Source organism: Streptomyces sp. LaBMicrA B280 (assembly GCF_049222185.1).
Taxonomy (GTDB): Bacteria; Actinomycetota; Actinomycetes; order Streptomycetales; family Streptomycetaceae; genus Streptomyces; species Streptomyces murinus.
Window position 1 is genome coordinate 1 of sequence record NZ_JBMJCT010000028.1, and the last position, 18,657, is coordinate 18,657.

Consider the following 18,657-nt stretch of genomic DNA (forward strand, 5'->3'; position numbering starts at 1 on the left):
CGCGGCCGCCGCGGCGGCCGCGCGGGCGCGGACCACCGCCAGGGCGGCGGCCAGCTCCTCGGGGGTCGGGTTGCCTCGTACGACCTTGATCGTCATATCGGCTCCTGTCGGTCGGCCGGCCTAGAGGGGGATGTTGCCGTGCTTCTTCGGGGGCAGTGATTCCCGCTTGGTGCGCAGCTGACGCAGGCCCCGGACGATGTGGGCGCGGGTGTCGGACGGCATGATCACCGCGTCGACGTAGCCGCGCTCGGCCGCCACGTAGGGGTTGAGAAGGGTGTCCTCGTACTCCTGGATCAGCCGGGCCCGTACGGCCTCCACGTCCTCGCCGGTCGCGGCCGCCTCGGCGAGGGTGCGCCGGTGCAGGATGTTGACCGCGCCCTGAGCACCCATGACGGCGATCTGGGCGGTCGGCCAGGCGAGGTTGAGGTCGGCGCCCAGGTGCTTGGAGCCCATCACGTCGTAGGCGCCGCCGAAGGCCTTGCGGGTGATCACGGTGATCAGCGGGACGGTGGCCTCGGCGTAGGCGTAGATCAGCTTGGCGCCGCGCCGGATGATGCCTTCGTGCTCCTGGCCGACGCCCGGGAGGAAGCCGGGCACGTCCACGAAGGTCAGCACCGGCAGGTTGAACGCGTCGCAGGTGCGCACGAACCGCGCGGCCTTCTCGGAGGCGTCGATGTCCAGGCAGCCCGCGAACTGCATCGGCTGGTTGGCGACCACACCCACCGGGTGCCCCTCGACCCGGCCGAACCCGGTGACGATGTTCGGCGCGAACAGGGCCTGCGTCTCGAAGAACTCCCCGTCGTCCACGACGTGTTCGACCACCGTACGGATGTCGTACGGCTGGTTGGCGCTGTCCGGGACGAGGGTGTCCAGCTCACGGTCCTCGTCGTTGCGGGCGAGGTCCGCCTCCTCCGGGAAGACCGGGGGCTCGGAGAGGTTGTTGGACGGCAGGTACGACAGCAGCTGCTTGATGTACTCGATGGCGTCCTTCTCGTCCCCGGCCATGTGGTGGGCCACGCCGGAGACGGCGTTGTGGGTACGGGCGCCGCCCAGCTCCTCGAAGCCCACGTCCTCGCCGGTGACGGTCTTGATGACGTCGGGTCCGGTGATGAACATGTGCGAGGTCTGGTCGACCATGACCGTGAAGTCGGTGATGGCCGGGGAGTACACCGCGCCGCCGGCGCAGGGGCCGACGACCAGGGAGATCTGCGGGATGACACCGGAGGCGTGGGTGTTTCGGCGGAAGATCTCGCCATAGGCGCCGAGCGAGGCGACGCCCTCCTGGATCCGGGCGCCGCCGGAGTCGTTGATCCCGATGACCGGGCAGCCGGTCCGCAGGGCGAAGTCCATGACTTTGACGATCTTCTGGCCGTACACCTCGCCGAGGGCGCCGCCGAAGACGGTGAAGTCCTGGGAGAAGACGGCGACGGGCCGGCCGTCGACCGTTCCGTACCCGGTGACGACACCGTCGCCGTAGGGCCGGTTCTGCTCGAGCCCGAAGTTGGTGGAGCGGTGCTGGGCGAACTCGTCGAGCTCGACGAACGACCCCTCGTCCAGCAGCAGTTCGACCCGCTCACGGGCGGTCAGCTTGCCCTTGGCGTGCTGCTTCTCGACGGCGCGCTCCGAGCCGGCGTGCGTCGCCTCGTGAATGCGCCGCTGGAGATCCGCGAGCTTGCCCGCGGTCGTGTGAATGTCGATCCCTTGGATCTCGTGACGCTCTTCCGGCTCGGACATCGGGATGCGGCTCCCTGCCTGCTCAAAAGGGGGGACGGTTACTCGTTCGTAGAGTAGTGCTGGGGCTACCGATCAGCACTGCGTCGTTTGCCACACCTAGGGTGGCTTGCATGACGCCCCGAGATGCAGCAGACGACAACCCCGGCCGCTGGTCCGATCTGGACCGCCCGCCGCTGAACGCGACCGCGCTGCGCCGCGCGCTGGTGCGCGAGGGCGGCCTGTGGTCCGAGCTGGAGGTCGTGCAGCGCACCGGCTCCACCAACGACGACCTGGTGGCGCGCGCCGCGGCCGGTCCGGTGGCCGAGGGCACGGTGCTGGTGGCGGAGGAGCAGACGACCGGGAAGGGCCGCCTGGACCGCCGCTGGTCGGCGCCGCCGCGCTCCGGCCTCTTCGTCTCCGTGCTGCTGCGGCCCGCCGAGGTGCCGGTGCACCACTGGGGGTGGCTGCCGCTGCTCACCGGGGTCGCGGTGGCGACGGGGCTGGCGCGGGCGGCGGGCGTGGACACGGCGCTGAAGTGGCCGAACGATCTGCTGGTGACGGTCGACGGGGAGGAGCGCAAGGCGGGCGGCATCCTGCTGGAGCGGGCCGGCGAGGACGGCGTCGTCATCGGCTTCGGCCTCAACGTCTCGCTGCGCGCGGCGGAACTGCCGGTGGCCCGGGCGGGCTCGCTGCTGCTCGCCGGCGCGGTGAACACCGACCGGGACCCCCTGCTGCGCGCGGTCCTGCGCTCCCTGGAGGACTGGTACGGCCGCTGGCGCGCGGCCCTCGGCGACCCCGCGGAGTGCGGCCTGCAGGAGGCCTACGCGGCCGGCTGCGCGACCCTCGGCCGCACGGTACGGGCGGAGTTGCCCGGCGACCGCGCCCTGACCGGCGAGGCGGTGGCCGTGGACGGCGACGGCCGCCTGGTCATCGCGACGACGGAGGGGGTCCAGCCGGTGGGCGCGGGCGACATCGTGCATCTGCGCCCGGCGTGAGGGTTTGCCGGGAACTTCTCGACTGAGGGCGCGGGAGGTTTCCAGGGGCGCGGGGCCGTGCTGATGTGCGGCTCCGCCGCGTGGGCGCGACACGCCACGACGGCGCCGCACTGGGGACGCTGGGCCGGGGGTCGGGTCGCTTGCCCGCGCTGGGCCCGGGCCGCCCGCGGGGTTCGGCGTTCGATCGTACGTGGAGCGTTCGGGCCGGCGCGGGGGGGGGGGGGGGGGGGGGGGAAAGAAACCCCCACCCCCCCCCCCCCCCCCCCCCCCCCCCCCCCCCCCCACCCCCCCCCCCCCCCCCCCCCGGCGGTCAGCCCCGGCGCCCCTCCTCGCCGAGGAACCCGGTGATCAGCTCCAGCCACCGCTGCGGCTGCTCCAGGAAGGGCAGATGCCCGGTGGCCAGCTCGGCGGTCCGCGCGCCGGGTACGGCCGCGGCCAACTCCCGCTGGAGGGCGGCCGGTATGAGGGGATCGGCGGTGGTGACGACGACCAGCGTGGGCACGTCGAGCGCCCCGAGGTCGGCCCGGACGTCGACGCGGCGGACCAGGTCGACCTGGGCACCGGTCCCGGTCGGCAGCGCCCCCGCGGTCCGCTCGGCGGCCCCGCGCACCTGGGCCGGGGTGAGGGTGTTCAGCACCGGCGCGCTCACGGTGAGGTGGGTCAGGTACTGGGCGAGCAGGCCGTGCCGCCCGGACTCGTACAGCTGCTGCCAGATGGCGGCGGCCAGGTCGGTGCGCGTGTCCAGCCGGGCGAAGGCCGCGCTCAGCACGAGCGCGGTGACCCGGCCGGGATGCCGTACCGCGGCCCTGATCGCGACCGGCCCGCCGAGCGAGTATCCACAGAGCGCGAACGTGTCGAGGCCCTCCGCGTCCGCCGCGGCGACGAGCCGGTCCGCCAGTTCGTCGAGTTCGAGGGGCGTCGGCGCGGCGGGCGTCCGCCCCGAGCCGGGGTAGTCGACCCCGACGACGGTGTGCCGGGCGGCGAGCCCGTCCAGGAGCGGCCCGTAGTTGGCCTCGATGCCGCCGCCCGCGCCGTGCGCGAGGAGGAGACCGGGCCCGGAACCGCGGACGGTACGGGCGTGAGCGGTCGGGACTGCGTCGGTCACGGTGATGTCCTTGGAGGTCGAGGTGTCGGTCGGGGTGGCGGTCACGGGCGTGCCCCCACCGGTGCGTGGGCCTCGCTGAGCCGCCGTACGGCCTCGGCGAGCCGGGGGTCGGCCGCGGGGCGGAAGGGGGCGACCGGGAGCGCCTCGGGGCCTATGACGACGCCGGTCCTGCCGGTCAGGGCGCCGTCGGTGGCGGCGGCGATCGAGGGTCTGGCCGCCACGGACGCCGGTCCTGAGGTGGAACGCGCGAACCTGCGCCGTACCAGCGGCCACAGCAGCCGCAGGGCGGGGGAGACGATCCTGGGGTCGGTCAGGGTGCCGTCCGTCATGTCGGTCGCCGCGCCCCCGGGGTCGGCTGCGAAGACCGAGACACCCGTGCCGTCCAGCCGGGCGGCCAGGTCCAGGGTGTACGCGAGGTTGGCGAGCTTGGCGCGGCCGTAGTGGTGGAAGCCGTAGTAGCCGCCGGGCGGTTCTACCGCCTCGAAGTCCCGCTTGGCGACGCCGACCGCGCCCGAGGTGACGTTCACGATCCTGCTCGGCGCGCCGGCCCGCAGCGTGGGCAGCAGCAGTTCCGTCAGCAGGTAGAGCGAGAGGTGGTTGACGACGAACGACGCCTCGACGCCGTCCAGGATCCGCCGCTCGGCGAACATCGCTCCGACGTTGTTGACCAGCAGCGTCAGGGGTTCCCCGGCGGCCGCGTGGTCGTCGGCGATCTGGGCCGCGAGCGAGCGCACCTGGTCGAGCGAGGAGAGGTCGGCGCACAGGAACCGCCCTGGACGCGCCGGGTTCACCGCGCTGATCCGCTCGACCGCCCCGGCCCCCCGCGCGTGATCGCGCCCGACCACGGTCACCGCGAACCCGGCCGCCGCCAGCCCGAGCGCCGTCTCCAGCCCGATCCCTCCCGTCCCACCCGTCACCACAGCTGTCTTGGACATGAGCGCGCCTCCACCCCGAGATAAGAACCGGATAGATCATCCGCTTGATGACGCCGGACGCTAGCACACAATCGGATTACCTATCCGTTTAATCTCCGGGCATCGACATCGCCCCCCCAAGGTGCGCGGGGAACTGCGCGAGCACCCACCACCGGCCCGCAGGTGCGCACAACGACTTCGCCCCCCAAGCTGATGGCGGGGGGTCCGGGGGCCGCAGGCCCCCGGAAGGGCGTCGGCACCACCCCGGCACACGACTCGGCACCACACCAGCAGACCCCGGCCGAACCCAACGGAGTGAGCTGGCGCACACCTGCCGTAGAGTTGAGGCCGGTCGTACCTGACCGCGGCAGATCGGAAGGGCAGCAGGCGTGACCGTCGACGACACGGGCCCCGGCGAGCAGGACCGGACGGACCCAAGCGCCGCCGACTCCGGCGAGGACCCGCTCGCGCTCCGTCTCGAACAGCTCATCCTGGGCGCCGAGCGCCGCTACACCCCTTTCCAGGCCGCCCGCAGCGCCGGCGTCTCCATGGAGCTGGCGTCCCGCTTCTGGCGGGCGATGGGCTTCGCGGACATAGGCCAGGCCAAGGCCCTCACCGAGGCCGACGTCCTCGCCCTGCGCCGCCTCGCCGGTCTCGTGGAGGCGGGGCTGCTCAGCGAGGCCATGGCCGTACAGGTCGCCCGCTCCACCGGGCAGACCACCGCCCGGCTGGCCGAGTGGCAGATCGATTCCTTCCTGGAGGGCCTGACCGAGCCCCCCGAACCCGGCATGACCCGCACCGAGGTGACGTACCCCCTGGTCGAGCTGCTGCTGCCGGAGCTGGAGGAGTTCCTGGTCTACGTCTGGCGCCGCCAGCTCGCCGCCGCGACCGGGCGTGTCGTCCAGGCCGCGGACGACGAGGAGATGGTCGACCGGCGCCTCGCCGTCGGCTTCGCCGACCTCGTCGGGTTCACCCGCCTGACCCGCCGTATGGAGGAGGAGGAACTCGGCGAACTCGTCGAGGCCTTCGAGACCACCGCCGCCGACCTGGTGGCCGCGCGCGGCGGCCGGCTCATCAAGACCCTCGGCGACGAGGTCCTGTTCGCCGCGGACGACGCGGGCATCGCCGCGGACATCGCGCTGCGCCTGGTGGAGACGCTGGCGAACGACGAGACGATGCCCGAACTGCGCGTCGGCATGGCCTTCGGCACCGTGACCACCCGGATGGGCGATGTGTTCGGCACGACGGTGAACCTGGCCTCCCGGCTTACCTCCATAGCCCCGCGCGACGCCGTCCTCATGGACAGCGCGTTCGCCAAGGAGCTGATCCGCACCGGCGAGGCACCCGCCTCGGAGGCGGAGGCCGCCGAGGCCGCGGCCACCGCCGAGAAGGAGGGCGAGGAGCCGCCGTCCTACCGCTTCGCGCTCCAGCCGATGTGGCAGCGGCCGGTGCGCGGCCTCGGCGTGGTCGAGCCGTGGCTGCTCACCCGGAGGAACGGCGAGCAGTAGCCGCCGGGGCTAACCCCCGTGGCCGCCGAGCACGCCCACGTCCACACAGAGCGCGATGATCGGCAGGCACAGCCCGCCCGGAGCGGGCGCGGGGGCGCCGTGGGTCGGTGTCGGCGCCGGTGCCGTGGGCGGTGCCGGGTGCGAGATCGGCACGGGCGGGGCCGGGTTCGGGGCGGTGGGCCCGGGCCGGGCGGTCGGTGCGCCGCTCTTCCCGGGCGCGGGCGGCACCCCGCCGTCCGAGCCCGCCGAGCCGCCCGATTCGCCCGAGCCCTTCGAGCTGCCGGATCCGCCCGGGTTCCCGGGTGTCGTCGCGGCCCCCGTAGGCGTCGGCGCGGGCGTCCGTCCGCCCAGGTCGGCGGCCGTCGAGGGCGGCGCGAGCGGGCCGGGCGTCAGGGTGCCGTCGGTGGTCGTGGCCGTACGACCGCCGATCCCGGACGCGCCGGGACCCGGGCCGCCGTTCGCGAGCCCGCCGCCCGGGTCGAGCCGGGGTTCGGCCGCCGCGGTGCCGGGGGCGCCCACACCGGACTCCGGGGTCATGCGGACCAGGCTGAGCACCCCGGCCGCGAGCAGCAGCCCGCCCGCGGCGAGCAACGCCCTGCGGGGCCGGGGTTTACGGTGCCGTCCGCGACGTAGACCGGAGAACCGGCCACCCGGTTCCGCCGCCCCGGTCCGGCCTGTACGTATACGTGTTTCCGCCATGCCTGTTCTCCCCCACGACTGCCCGCGACTGCCCACAGCTCCCCCCGACTGCCCACAGCTCCCCGCGACTCCGCGCGCTCCCCTTCGCGCCCCCACCGCGCAGCGCACGCTATGCGCTCGTGTGGGTGATGTGGGCCGAGACGGCCGTGATGTCACTCGAACGGGCGTAGCGGTACGGGGTTTCCTGTGATCGGGTGCGGCTGCGATGATCGGCCCGACAGGGGTTAACCCGCGTTAACACGTGTACCGGAGGATGCGATGAGCGAGGCGCGGTTCGGGGAGTTCGTGCTGGTACGGCGGCACGGGTACGTCGCGGAGCTGGTCCTGGACCGGCCCAAGGCGATGAACGCCGTCTCCACGGAGATGGCCCGCTCCCTCGCGGCCGCCTGTACGGCGCTGGGGGCGGACCGGGACGCCCGCGTGGTCGTCCTGACCTCGTCGCACGAGCGGGCGTTCTGCGTCGGCGCCGACCTCAAGGAGCGCAACTCCTTCAGCGACGCGGACCTGATGCGGCAGCGGCCGGTGGCGCGGGGGGCGTACACCGGCGTGCTGGAGCTGCCGATGCCGACGATCGCGGCGGTGCACGGCTTCGCGCTGGGCGGCGGCTTCGAGCTGGCGCTGTCCTGCGACCTGATCGTGGCCGACCGTACGGCCGTGGTGGGGCTGCCCGAGGTGTCCGTGGGCGTGATCCCGGGCGGCGGCGGCACCCAGCTGCTGCCCCGGCGCATCGGCGCGGCGCGGGCGGCCGAGCTGGTCTTCTCGGCGCGGCGCCTGGAGGCCGCGGAGGCCGGCGGGATGGGGCTCGTGGACCACGTGGTCGAGGAGGGCCGGGACCGGGAGGAGGCGCTGGAGCTGGCGGCGCGCATCGCCCAGAACTCCCCGGTGGGCCTGCGCGCGGCCAAGCGGGCGCTGCGGCTGGGGCAGGGCCTCGATCTGCGGGCCGGTCTGGAGGTCGAGGACGCCGCGTGGCGCTCCGTGGCCTTCTCCGGGGACCGCGCGGAGGGTGTCGCCGCGTTCAACGAGAAGCGGAAGCCGGAGTGGCCGGGGGAGTAGGGGCACGCGCACCCCGGAGGCGCACCCGGCGCGCCCCGGAGGCGCACCCGGCGCGCCCCCGAGGAGCACCCGGAGCACCCCTGGGATCCACCAGGCACACCCCTTAAGGTGCATCCCTGGCCGAACCCCCTATTCGCCGCACCAACATCCCCATCACCCCAAATCCTCCCTAATCTGGAGTAATGGGCGACGACGAGCGGCTTGCCGCAGTGGTGGCGTTGGCGCAGGGGATGGCCGCGGCGCACACCCCTGAGGACTCGTGGCAGGCCGCCGCGCTCGGCGCCTGCCACGCGCTGGACGGCAGCTTCGCCGCGCTGTCGGTCTGGGAGCGCGAGCTGGGCCGGCTGCGGGTCCTGGTGAACGTCGGGGACCGGCGCCCGGACGAGGAGGAGTTCCCGGCGGCCGAGTCCTACCCGGTGCACCAGTTCCCGGAGATCACCGAGTTCCTGCACGAACGCTGGGCCGGTGGCGGCGGTCCCAACGCCTGGGTGGAGACCGCCGGGGGCGCCGCCGCCGGTGTCCCCGGCTACCTCCACCAGCGGGTCGCCGCCCTGCGCCGCCGGGGCCGCGGCTGCTGTGTCGTCGCCCCGGTCGTGCTGCACGGCAGGGCCTGGGGCGAGGTGTATGTCGCGCGGGCCGTCGGATCCCCGGTGTTCGGCCGCCCCGACGCCGACTTCGCGACCGTGCTCGCCGCCGTCGTGGCCGCGGGGCTCGCGCAGACCGAGCGCCTGGAGGAGGCCCGCCGGCTCGCCTACACCGACGCCCTGACCGGCCTCGCCAACCGCCGCGCCGTGGACACCCACCTCGACGAGGCGCTCGAACGGCACCGCGCCGACGGCGCCGTCGTCAGCCTCGTGGTCTGCGATCTGAACGGGCTCAAGCGGGTCAATGACACCAAGGGCCACGCCGTCGGCGACCGGCTCCTGGAACGCTTCGGCTCGGTGCTCTCGCTGTGCGGCGCGATGGTGCCGGGCGCGCTGGCCGCGCGGCTCGGCGGGGACGAGTTCTGCCTTCTCGCGGTCGGCCCGACCGCCGACGACGTGGTGAAGGCGGCCGACGAACTGTGCCGCCGCGCGGGCGAGTTGGAGCTGGGGGAGGGGGTCGCCTGCGGGGTCGCCTCGACCGAGGACCCGATCGGACCGGTGGCCGACGCCCGGCGGCTGTTCCGCCTCGCGGACGCCGCCCAGTACCGTGCCAAGGCCATGCGCGCCGACCGGCCGGTGGTCGCCGGCCGCGAGGGCCCCGACGACCCCGTCGTCCGGCTCGCCGACGAACCGCCCCCGACCCGCGCCGAGCGCCGCCGTTTCCGCGGCCGCAACCCCTGAAGGCTGCGACGAAGCCCACACCGGCGGGTAAGGGGCGCACCCCGTCCCCACTAGTGACAGCACCGCATTCAATGCGTACGCTCCTGAATATGGATATGCACACTGTGGTGGTGGGGACGTCCGGTGTCTCGGCGTCCGACGTTCTCGCCGTGGCGCGCGGCGCTGCCCGGATCGAGCTGTCGGAGGAGGCCGTGGCGGCGCTCGCCGCGGCCCGCGAGATCGTGGACGCGCTGGCCGCCAAGCCGGACCCGGTCTACGGCGTCTCCACCGGCTTCGGTGCCCTGGCGACCCGGCACATCAGCCCGGAACTCCGCGCCCAGCTGCAGCGCAACATCGTCCGCTCGCACGCCGCCGGCATGGGCCCGCGGGTGGAGCGGGAAGTCGTACGGGCCCTGATGTTCCTGCGCCTGAAGACCGTCTGCTCCGGACACACCGGCGTACGCCCCGAGGTCGCGCAGACCATGGCCGACGTGCTCAACGCCGGGATCACCCCGGTCGTGCACGAGTACGGCTCCCTCGGCTGCTCCGGCGACCTCGCCCCGCTGTCGCACTGCGCCCTGACCCTGATGGGCGAGGGCGACGCCGAGGGCCCCGACGGCGTCGTACGGCCCGCCGGAGAGCTGCTCGCCGAGCACGGGATCCAGCCCGTCGAGCTGCGCGAGAAGGAGGGCCTCGCCCTGCTCAACGGCACCGACGGCATGCTCGGCATGCTGGTCATGGCCCTCGCCGACCTCGACACCCTCTACAAGTCCGCCGACATCACCGCCGCGCTGAGCATGGAGGCGCTGCTCGGCACCGACAAGGTGCTCGCGCCCGAGCTGCACGCCATCCGCCCGCACCCGGGCCAGGGCGCCGCGGCCGCCAACATGCTCGCCGTGCTGGAGGGTTCCCAGCTCACCGGGCACCACCAGGACGACGCCCCGCGCGTCCAGGACGCCTACTCGGTGCGGTGCGCCCCCCAGGTCGCGGGCGCCGGCCGCGACACCCTGGCGCACGCCCGCCTGGTCGCCGAGCGCGAGCTGGCCGCCGCCGTGGACAATCCGGTGGTGCTCCCCGACGGCCGGGTGGAGTCCAATGGCAACTTCCACGGCGCGCCCGTGGCCTATGTGCTGGACTTCCTGGCCATCGCCGCCGCCGACCTCGGCTCCATCGCCGAGCGCCGCACCGACCGTCTCCTGGACAAGAACCGCAGCCACGGCCTGCCGCCGTTCCTCGCCGACGACGCCGGTGTGGACTCCGGTCTGATGATCGCCCAGTACACGCAGGCCGCCCTGGTCAGCGAGATGAAGCGGCTCGCCGTACCGGCCTCCGCGGACTCCATCCCGTCCTCCGCCATGCAGGAGGACCATGTCTCCATGGGCTGGTCTGCCGCGCGCAAGCTGCGCACCGCCGTGGACAACCTCACCCGGATCATCGCCGTGGAGCTGTACGCGGCCACCCGCGCGATCCAGCTGCGCGAGGGCCTGAGCCCGGCGCCCGCCTCCCGGGCCGTGATCGAGGCGGCCCGCGCCGCCGGTGTCCAGGGCCCCGGCCCGGACCGCTTCCTGGCGCCCGACCTGGCCGCCGCCGACGCCTTCGTGCGCGGCGGGCACCTGGTCGAGGCCGTGGAGAAGGTCACCGGCCCGCTCCGGTGACCGGCGGACGGAGGGGCCCCGGCGGTGTCCGGGGCCCCCGCCGTCACTTCAGCCTGGTCTCCTGGGCCTTCACGACCGCGGGTGTCACCGTGTACGCCTGCTCGGCCATCATCGCGCCCAGGTTCGACGTGAAGTAGACGGACAGGGTGGATCCGTGCCGGTCCACCTCGGCGTGCACCAGGGCCGTGCCCCCGCCGTCGCCCTCGTCCTCCTTCATGGTCGCGGCGAACGCCACCGACGCGTCCCCGCGCCCGGTGGGCTTCTCCGCGGCGATCTCGGTGAACTTCACCGAGGTGCCCGCCTGCCGGCCGGTGAAGCCGCCCGCGCATGCCTTCACGGCGGCGGACAGCGACGTCAGGGCCCGCTCGGCGCCGTCCCCGTCGTACGAGGCGAGCGCCACCGTGGTGACGTCCCGGTCGAGGGACGTGCGCATCGTCTTCTCGAACTCGCCCTCGTCCAGGTCGTCCAGGGACGTCGGCTTGGCCGAGGGCCGCTTCTTCGCGTTCTCGGTGACCATGCGGTCGGTGCTCGCCGGGGCCTCGGTGGGCGCCAGCCCGCTCATCACCCGGGTCAGGGGCCCGCAGGCCGCCTTGTCGGTGGTGATCCGCTTGGCGCGGGCCTCGGTCACCGCCCCGACCGCGTAGCCGGGCAGTTCGTCCTGAGTGACGATCAGCTTCTTCAACTCGGCGGCGCTCAGCGCCTTTCGCGCGGAGCCCTGGTCCGCGGAATCCTTCGACCCCCCGTCAGAACACCCCGTGACAAGGGCGAACGACAGCGCGCTCACGGCGACGGTGGCGCACAGCCGCACGCCCGATGATCTCTTCATGGGGCGAACTATGTAAGCCCTGTGAAAGATCAGTCAAGGGAGATTAAAAACCCAGGCGTTCGCGGCGCACCGAATAGACCACGAACCCGGCGCCCAGGGCGAGGAACAGGGAGCCGCCGACGACGTACGGCGTGGTGTCGGGGCTGCCGGTGTCGGCGAGCCGGGCGTCGTCCGCCGGGCCCGAACCTGCTCTGGTGGCCGCCGCCGTCACCACACTTGCCTGCTCGGTGACGGGCGCGGAGAAGGTCGTGACGGAGCCGACCGCCATGTCCTGCGCCGGTCCCTCCTGGGACGCGTTCGCGGACGGTACGAACCACAGGGCGCACAGCAGAGTGCCCGCGGCGGTGGCGGTCAGCAGCGGACGGCGAGCGGATGACACGAAATATCGATCCCCTTGTGACGCTGGCGAATTGGCCGTGTGAGCCGATGTTAGTGAAAGTCGCGGGTCACGGGAAAGTCACGGGAGGTTTCGGCCGTACGCTCGCGCCATGAGCGATGAAGAGACATCACGGTATGTACGGCTTCGGGTGGAGCTGGTGGTCGAGGTCCTGGACGACGACGAGGTGACCAAGGCCGCGCTGGGCCGGCTCGCGGCCGATCCCGAGCTGCCGGACTCCGAGCGGGACCAGGCCGAGGGCGCTGTGACGGAAGACACCGCGGAGGCCCTCGCCTATCTCGTGGACCCGTTCGACCTGGTCAGCGCGGTGCCCGGGGTGGAGCTCCAGCAGGCCTCCTGGTCGAGTGAGCGGATCGACTACGACCCGGACTCGCCCGAATGGGACATCGACGGGGATGATGGGGAGGACGACGACGAAGAGGACGGCATCGGCTGAGCGTCCCGGGGCACCTGAAACCCCGGACGGCGACCTGCCGTCCGGGGTTTTGTCGTACGAGGGGGCGCACGGACCGATCGCACACCACCACCCGCCCGGCGACGTACCGCGGCACGGGGCGGCGGACGTGGTGTGCCCCACAGATCCGGTGGATCCGGAACGGGACGAACCGGCCGTAGCGTTGAAGGTTCTTACGGGGACTCTCGGGGTTATCTGCGACTCGGCAACGATGGAGAAGCTTGTGATGACGGACGGTAAGCGGCGCAACGGCCTGGTGGCCGCGTCCGCTCTGCTCGGCGGTGTGCTGATGCTCTCGGCCTGTTCCGGAGGGGACAAGGCCGCGGCCCACGGCAGCGGCGAATCATCGCAGGCCCAGGCCGACGCGGCGGCCGCCCAGAAGTCGTCCGAGGCACAGATCGCCGTCACCCCGAAGGACGGCTCGGACAACGCGTCGATCAACAACTCCGGCACCGTCACGGTCGGCAAGGGCACGCTCACCGGCGTCACCATGACCACCGAGGACGGCAAGGCCGTCGCCGGCCAGCTGTCCGCGGACAAGCTGAGCTGGAAGCCGACCGTCCAGCTGGAGCGCTCCACCACCTACAAGATCGCCGCGACGGCCAAGGACTCCCAGGGCCGCATAGCCCACGAGAACGCGTCCTTCACCACCGTCTCGCCGTCGAACAGCTTCATCGGCAGCTTCACCCCCGACAACGGCACGACCGTCGGCGTGGGCATGCCGGTCTCGATCAACTTCGACAAGGCGATCACCAACAAGGCGGCCGTTCAGAAGGGCATCACCGTCAGCACCAGCGGCGGCCAGGAGGTCGCCTGCCACTGGTTCAACGCCAACCGCATGGACTGCCGTCCCCAGGACTACTGGAAGGAAGGCTCCACGGTCACCCTGAAGCTCGCCCTCGACGGCGTCCAGGGTGCCAATGGCGTCTACGGCGTCCAGCAGAAGACGGTCACCTTCCACATCGGCCGCAACCAGGTCTCCTACGTCGACGCGAAGACCCACCAGATGAAGGTCACGCAGGACGGCAAGGTCGTCAAGACCATCCCGATCTCCGCGGGCGCCCCCGAGCACACCACGTACGAGGGCCAGATGGTGATCTCCGAGAAGTTCAAGCAGACCCGCATGAACGGCGCGACCGTCGGCTTCACCGACGACGACGGCAAGGGCGAGTACGACATCAAGGACGTGCCGCACGCCATGCGCCTGACCACCTCGGGCACCTTCATCCACGGCAACTACTGGGGCGCCCCCTCGGTGTTCGGCAGCGTCAACACCAGCCACGGCTGCGTCGGCCTCCAGGACGCCAAGGGCGCGGGCGACCCGAACACCCCCGCCGCCTGGTTCTACGACCACTCGCTGATCGGTGACGTCGTGGTGATCCAGCACACCGGTGACAAGACCGTCTCCCCGGACAACGGCCTCAACGGCTGGAACATGGACTGGGCCCAGTGGAAGGCCGGTTCGGCCGTCTGAGCCCGCCCCCGACCGCCCGGTGAGTGCCGCCCCCGAGGGGGCGGCACCGCTGTTTTCGGGGTTTCTTATCCATCTCTCACAGTGGGCTCAGGGTGCCGTCACGGGGCGTTTCTAACGTGCGGCGCATGTTCTTCACCTACCTGAGGCGCGAGCTGCGCCGCCGTCGGAAGGCGGCGCTCGTCGTCGCCTCCGGCCTCGCGCTGGGCATCGCGCTGGTCATCGTCGTCAACTCCGTGGCCAGTGGCATGGGCAAGGCCCAGGACAAGGTGCTGCAGTCGCTCTACGGCCTCGGTACGGACATGACGGTCACCAAGGCGGCCACGCCCACCGCCTCGGGCTCCCAGCAGCCCCGCTTCCAGTTCGGGGCGCACGGTGAGGACGACAAGTCCACGCAGAGCAGCGACCGGGTCCGGGTGCAGGGCTTCAGCACCCTCGCCTCCTCCACCGTCTCCAAGGTCTCCGGCCAGCAGGGCGTCGCGGCGGCCGCCGGCGGCCTGAACCTCTCCGTGGTCAAGGTCAGCGGCACCTTCACCCGCGGCCAGTTCCAGCAGAGCGGCGGAAGCGGCGGCGGCTACGGCTTCCGGCGCGGCGGCGGCAGCGGCCAGCCGCAGGGCGAGGTCAAGGGCGGCGGCGCCGACTTCAACATCAACCAGTACTCGGTCTACGGCACCGACGTCACCCGGACCGGACTCGGCCCGCTGACCTCCTCCAAGATCACCAGCGGCCGCGGCTTCAAGTCCACCGAGACGGACGCCAAGGTGGCCGTGGCCGACTCGGCGTACGCCAAGGAGAAGAAGTACAAGGTCGGCTCCACCGTCACCATCAAGGACACCAAGTACTCGGTGATCGGCATCGCCACCGCGGACAGCGGCGACTCGGCGGCCAACCTGTACATCCCGCTGAAGCAGGCGCAGACCCTCGCGGGCGAGAAGGACAAGGTCACCACGATCTACGTGCGGGCCACCGACTCCCAGAAGATCGACTCCGTCAAGGGCACCATCCAGAAGAACGTCTCCGGTACGACGGTCACCACCTCCTCCGACCTCGCCAAGACGGTCTCGGGCTCCCTGTCCACCGCCTCCTCGCTCGCCACCAATGTCGGCAAGTGGCTGTCGATCGCGGTGCTCGTGGCCGCGTTCCTGGTCGCCGGCCTGCTCACCTCCTCCGCGGTCTCCCGCCGGGTGCGTGAGTTCGGCACCCTGAAGGCGCTGGGCTGGAAGTCGGGCCGGGTCACCCGGCAGGTGGTCGGCGAGGCCGTCGTCAACGGCCTGGTGGGCGGCGTCCTCGGCATCGCCCTGGGCCTCGCCGGCGCCTATGTCGTCACCGCGATCAGCCCGACCCTCCAGGCCCAACTGGGCGCGAGCGGGGGCGGCTTCGCCGGTGGGCGCGCCGGTGGCGGCGGCTTCGGCGGGGGCGGCGGCGGTGGGTTCGGCGGCGCCGGCGGCCCCGGCAGGCAGGCCGCGAAGTCCCTGGAGGTGGCCCTGACCGCCCCGGTGAGCCTGACGACCATCCTGCTGGCGGTGGGCCTCGCGGTGGCGGGCGGCCTGATCGCGGGAGCGTTCGGCGGCTGGCGGGCCTCCCGGCTGCGCCCGGCGGACGCGCTGCGGCGGGTGGAGTAGCCGCGCCGCGCGCAACCGCCCTCCCCGAAAACCCTCCCAGGAGCCACCATGTATGAACTCAAGAACGTCACCAAGCGCTACACCCGGGGCAAGGAGAGCGTGCACGCCCTCGACGGCGTCGACCTGGTCATCGGCGACGGCGATCGCCTGGTCATCCAGGGCCCCACCGGCGGCGGCAAGTCCACCCTGCTCCAGATGCTCGGCGGCCTGGACCGGCCCACCTCCGGCGAGGTCGTCCTGGACGGCATCGACCTGGCCAAGCTCAGCGAGGCCCGGCTGACCCGGGTCCGCAGCGAGAACATCGGCTTCGTCTTCCAGTCCTTCAACCTCATCCCCACGCTCACCGCCCAGGAGAACGTGGAGACCGCCCTCGTCCCGCTCGGCATCAAGACCAAGCAGCGGCGCGAACTCGCCGCCGAGGCACTGGAGTCCGTCGGTCTCGGCGAGCGCCTCGGGCATCTGCCCGGCGAGATGTCCGGCGGCCAGCAGCAGCGTGTCGCCATCGCCCGCGCGCTGGTGAAGAAGCCCAAGGTGCTGCTCGCCGACGAGCCGACCGGCAACCTCGACGAGAGCACCCGGGACGAGATCATGGACGTACTCGAACGGCTGTGGAAGGAGCACGGGCTGACCTTCGTCATGGTCACCCACGACTCCACCCTCGCGAAGAAGGCCCCCCGGGTCGCCACCATCCGCAAGGGAAAGATCACGGTGAAGGAGAACGCGGGCGCCTGAGACCCGGCCGCGCGGGGGCTACGCCGAGGTCCCCGCGCGGGTCGCGTCCGTGCCCCAGCTGGCCAGCAGCCGCAGCGACTCGGCGGACGCGGAACCGGGCTCCGCGTGATACGTGACCAGGCACTGGTCGCTGCCGTCCGCCAGGCGGAAGGACTCGAAGTTCAGGGCGAGATCGCCCACCAGCGGATGGTGCAGCCGCTTGACGCCGTGGTTCTTCTCCTTGACGTCGTGCGTGGCCCACAGATGGCGGAACTCCTCGCTCTTGACGGAGAGTTCCCCCACCAGGGCGGACAGCCGGGGATCGTCCGGATAGCAGCCCGCGTCCATGCGCAGCGTGCAGACGACGTCGATCGCCTTCTGCTCCCAGTCGACGAACAGGTCCCGGTACTCGGGCTTGAGGAACACCAGCCGCGCCCAGTTGCGCTCGGCCACCGGCAGCTCCGCCCAGTCGCCGAAGACCGCCGCCGCCATCCGGTTCCAGGCGAGGATCTCCGAGCGCCGGCCCACGATGTACGCGGGCACGCCCTCCAGCGTGTCCAGCAACTGTAGCAACGGCGGGCGCACATGCTGCTGGCGGGCCACCGGCTTCTTCTTGTGCGACTTCGGCTTGGCCAGATGGGTCAGATGCGCGTGCTCGGCGTCCGTGAGGCGCAGCGCGCGGGCGATCGAGTCCAGGACCTCCGCCGAGACATTGCGCCCGTTTCCCTGCTCCAGGCGCGTGTAGTAGGCCACCGACACCCCGGCCAGCTGCGCCAGCTCCTCCCGGCGCAGCCCCGGCACCCGGCGGTGCCGGCCGAAGTCGGGCAGCCCCACGTCCTCGGGCTTGAGCCGGGCCCGCCGACTGCGCAGAAACTCGCTGAGTTCGGCCCGCCGGTCCAGGGGCGGCCCGGTCACGGCGGCGTCCTGCTGTTCGTCCATACCGCGATTATCCGTCGTCGCCGCTGGTCGTAGGCCTGCCAGCCTGATCCCGCCAGTGGTAGGCACAGCGGTCGTACGCAAAGGCGTGCACTGGGTGCGCCGCGCGACACGAGGCACTCTTGGGGTGTGCCCGGTGGAAAAGCAGCCGGGCATGCGTAGACCTTGTGAGGGAGAACCCCGCCATGACCACTGTTGCCGCGTACGCCGCGCCCGCCGCGAAGGCCCCCCTGGAGCGGACCGAGATCGAGCGACGGGCGGTGGGTGAGTTCGACGTCCTGATCGACGTCAAGTTCGCCGGCATCTGCCACTCCGACATCCACCAGGTCCGCGAGGGCTGGGGCAAGGCGACGTTCCCGATGGTGCCGGGCCACGAGATAGCGGGCGTCGTCACGGAGGTCGGCTCCGGTGTCACCAAGTACGCCGTCGGCGACCGCGTGGGCGTCGGCTGCATGGTCGACTCCTGCCGGGAGTGCGACAACTGCAAGGCCGGCCTCCAGCAGTACTGCGACCAGGGCCCCACCTGGACGTACAACGACACGGGCCGGGACGGGACGCCGACCTACGGCGGCTACGCCGAGAACGTCGTCGTGGACGAGAACTACGTCGTCCGCATCCCCGAGGGCCTGTCCCTGGACGTGGCCGCGCCGCTGCTGTGCGCCGGCATCACCACGTACTCCCCGCTGAAGCACTGGAACGCGGGCCCCGGCAAGAGGGTCGCCGTCGTCGGGCTCGGCGGTCTCGGCCACATGGGCGTCAAGATCGCGCACGCGCTGGGCGCGGAGGTCACCGTCCTCTCCCAGTCCCTGCGCAAGAGGGACGACGGCCTGAAGCTGGGCGCCGACCACTACTACGCCACCAGCGATCCGAAGACCTTCGAGGACCTCAAGGGCACCTTCGACCTCATCCTCAACACGGTCTCGGCCCCCCTCGACTTCAGCGCCTTCCTGTCCCTGCTGCGCACGGACGGCGCCCTGGTCAACGTGGGCCTGCCCGAGGAGCCGGTCCAGATCACCCTCCAGTCCCTCTCCGGCAACCGCCGCAGCCTCAGCAGCTCCGGCATCGGCGGCATCCCGGAGACCCAGGAGATGCTGGACTTCTGCGCGGAGCACGGGCTGGGCGCGGAGATCGAGCTGATCGCCGCGTCGGAGATCAACGAGGCGTACGAGCGGGTGCTCGCGAGCGATGTGCGGTACCGGTTCGTGATCGACAACTCGACGATCTGACCCCCGGTCCCCGCGCCCGAGGAGGCGCGGGGGCGCGGGGACCGCGCGAGCGGCCACGACGCCCGCGC

General features: G+C 72.3%; 18 protein-coding genes. 10 read left to right on the forward strand and 8 right to left on the reverse strand.

The genetic code is table 11. The features are described from left to right. Together ACLF5H_RS23370 and ACLF5H_RS23375 are read right to left on the reverse strand one after the other, a co-directional pair. The coding region (locus ACLF5H_RS23370; protein ID WP_421678033.1) for an acyl-CoA carboxylase subunit epsilon at nt 1–96 on the reverse strand (96 nt) is incomplete at its 3' end. Nucleotides 97–120: 24 nt separating this feature from the next. Next, entirely contained in the window at nt 121–1,734 is a 1,614-nt protein-coding gene (locus ACLF5H_RS23375; RefSeq protein ID WP_421677975.1) for an acyl-CoA carboxylase subunit beta, read from the reverse strand. A gap of 110 nt (nt 1,735–1,844) precedes the next feature. On the opposite strand from ACLF5H_RS23375, the gene ACLF5H_RS23380 reads away from it, so the two are divergent. Beyond that, nucleotides 1,845–2,708: a biotin--[acetyl-CoA-carboxylase] ligase gene (locus ACLF5H_RS23380; RefSeq protein WP_421677976.1), complete on the forward strand. Its 864-nt coding sequence runs from the start codon at nt 1,845–1,847 to the stop codon at nt 2,706–2,708. 310 nt (nt 2,709–3,018) lie between these two features. On the opposite strand, the gene ACLF5H_RS23385 is transcribed toward ACLF5H_RS23380, so the two are convergent. Further along, nucleotides 3,019–3,858, reverse strand: a complete 840-nt coding sequence (locus ACLF5H_RS23385; protein ID WP_421677977.1) for an alpha/beta fold hydrolase — start codon at nt 3,856–3,858, stop codon at nt 3,019–3,021. After that, entirely contained in the window at nt 3,855–4,748 is an 894-nt protein-coding gene (locus ACLF5H_RS23390; protein WP_421677978.1) for an SDR family NAD(P)-dependent oxidoreductase, read from the reverse strand. Before ACLF5H_RS23390 ends, ACLF5H_RS23385 begins: the two co-directional genes overlap by 4 nt. 368 nt (nt 4,749–5,116) lie before the next feature. Here ACLF5H_RS23390 and ACLF5H_RS23395 point away from each other — a divergent pair, with 368 nt between their 5' ends. Continuing rightward, nucleotides 5,117–6,235 carry an adenylate/guanylate cyclase domain-containing protein gene (locus ACLF5H_RS23395; RefSeq protein WP_421677979.1) on the forward strand — a complete coding sequence of 373 codons (1,119 nt, stop codon included), beginning with the start codon at nt 5,117–5,119 and terminating at the stop codon, nt 6,233–6,235. A 9-nt stretch (nt 6,236–6,244) separates the two neighbouring features. Here ACLF5H_RS23395 and ACLF5H_RS23400 read toward each other — a convergent pair whose 3' ends face one another. Continuing rightward, complete coding sequence (locus tag ACLF5H_RS23400; protein ID WP_421677980.1) at nt 6,245–6,934, reverse strand: hypothetical protein; 690 nt, start codon at nt 6,932–6,934, stop codon at nt 6,245–6,247. 258 nt (nt 6,935–7,192) lie between these two features. Between ACLF5H_RS23400 and ACLF5H_RS23405 the strand changes: the two genes are divergently transcribed. From ACLF5H_RS23405 to hutH, 3 genes are all read left to right on the forward strand, one after another. Beyond that, on the forward strand, nt 7,193–7,987 hold the full coding sequence (locus ACLF5H_RS23405) for an enoyl-CoA hydratase/isomerase family protein (RefSeq protein ID WP_421677981.1): 795 nt from the start codon (nt 7,193–7,195) through the stop codon (nt 7,985–7,987). 182 nt (nt 7,988–8,169) lie between these two features. Further along, nucleotides 8,170–9,312 carry a diguanylate cyclase domain-containing protein gene (locus ACLF5H_RS23410; RefSeq protein WP_421677982.1) on the forward strand — a complete coding sequence of 381 codons (1,143 nt, stop codon included), beginning with the start codon at nt 8,170–8,172 and terminating at the stop codon, nt 9,310–9,312. A 95-nt stretch (nt 9,313–9,407) separates the two neighbouring features. Further along, the gene (hutH, locus tag ACLF5H_RS23415) at nt 9,408–10,946 is read left to right on the forward strand and encodes a histidine ammonia-lyase (protein WP_421678034.1); all 1,539 of its coding nucleotides are present in this window, start codon (nt 9,408–9,410) and stop codon (nt 10,944–10,946) included. A gap of 43 nt (nt 10,947–10,989) precedes the next feature. On the opposite strand, the gene ACLF5H_RS23420 is transcribed toward hutH, so the two are convergent. Further along, on the reverse strand, nt 10,990–11,772 hold the full coding sequence (locus ACLF5H_RS23420; RefSeq protein ID WP_421677983.1) for a hypothetical protein: 783 nt from the start codon (nt 11,770–11,772) through the stop codon (nt 10,990–10,992). A 43-nt stretch (nt 11,773–11,815) separates the two neighbouring features. Beyond that, on the reverse strand, nt 11,816–12,151 hold the full coding sequence (locus tag ACLF5H_RS23425; protein WP_421677984.1) for an LAETG motif-containing sortase-dependent surface protein: 336 nt from the start codon (nt 12,149–12,151) through the stop codon (nt 11,816–11,818). A 109-nt stretch (nt 12,152–12,260) separates the two neighbouring features. Between ACLF5H_RS23425 and ACLF5H_RS23430 the strand changes: the two genes are divergently transcribed. From ACLF5H_RS23430 to ACLF5H_RS23445, 4 genes are all read left to right on the forward strand, one after another. Next, nucleotides 12,261–12,605, forward strand: coding sequence for a hypothetical protein (locus ACLF5H_RS23430; RefSeq protein ID WP_421677985.1), 345 nt, complete (start codon nt 12,261–12,263; stop codon nt 12,603–12,605). A gap of 244 nt (nt 12,606–12,849) precedes the next feature. Beyond that, nucleotides 12,850–14,097, forward strand: coding sequence for a L,D-transpeptidase (locus ACLF5H_RS23435; RefSeq protein WP_421677986.1), 1,248 nt, complete (start codon nt 12,850–12,852; stop codon nt 14,095–14,097). 125 nt (nt 14,098–14,222) lie between these two features. Next, nucleotides 14,223–15,716, forward strand: a complete 1,494-nt coding sequence (locus ACLF5H_RS23440; RefSeq protein WP_421677987.1) for an ABC transporter permease — start codon at nt 14,223–14,225, stop codon at nt 15,714–15,716. Between the two features lie 48 nt (nt 15,717–15,764). After that, the gene (locus tag ACLF5H_RS23445) at nt 15,765–16,448 is read left to right on the forward strand and encodes an ABC transporter ATP-binding protein (protein ID WP_421677988.1); all 684 of its coding nucleotides are present in this window, start codon (nt 15,765–15,767) and stop codon (nt 16,446–16,448) included. 18 nt (nt 16,449–16,466) lie between these two features. On the opposite strand, the gene ACLF5H_RS23450 is transcribed toward ACLF5H_RS23445, so the two are convergent. Next, nucleotides 16,467–17,366 (reverse strand): helix-turn-helix domain-containing protein, encoded by a 900-nt coding sequence (locus ACLF5H_RS23450; protein ID WP_421677989.1) that lies wholly within the window; start codon nt 17,364–17,366, stop codon nt 16,467–16,469. 182 nt (nt 17,367–17,548) lie between these two features. Here ACLF5H_RS23450 and ACLF5H_RS23455 point away from each other — a divergent pair, with 182 nt between their 5' ends. Further along, a complete protein-coding gene (locus ACLF5H_RS23455) occupies nt 17,549–18,589 on the forward strand; it encodes an NAD(P)-dependent alcohol dehydrogenase (RefSeq protein WP_421677990.1) in 1,041 nt (346 codons plus the stop codon). The last annotated feature ends 68 nt before the right edge of the window (nt 18,590–18,657 follow it).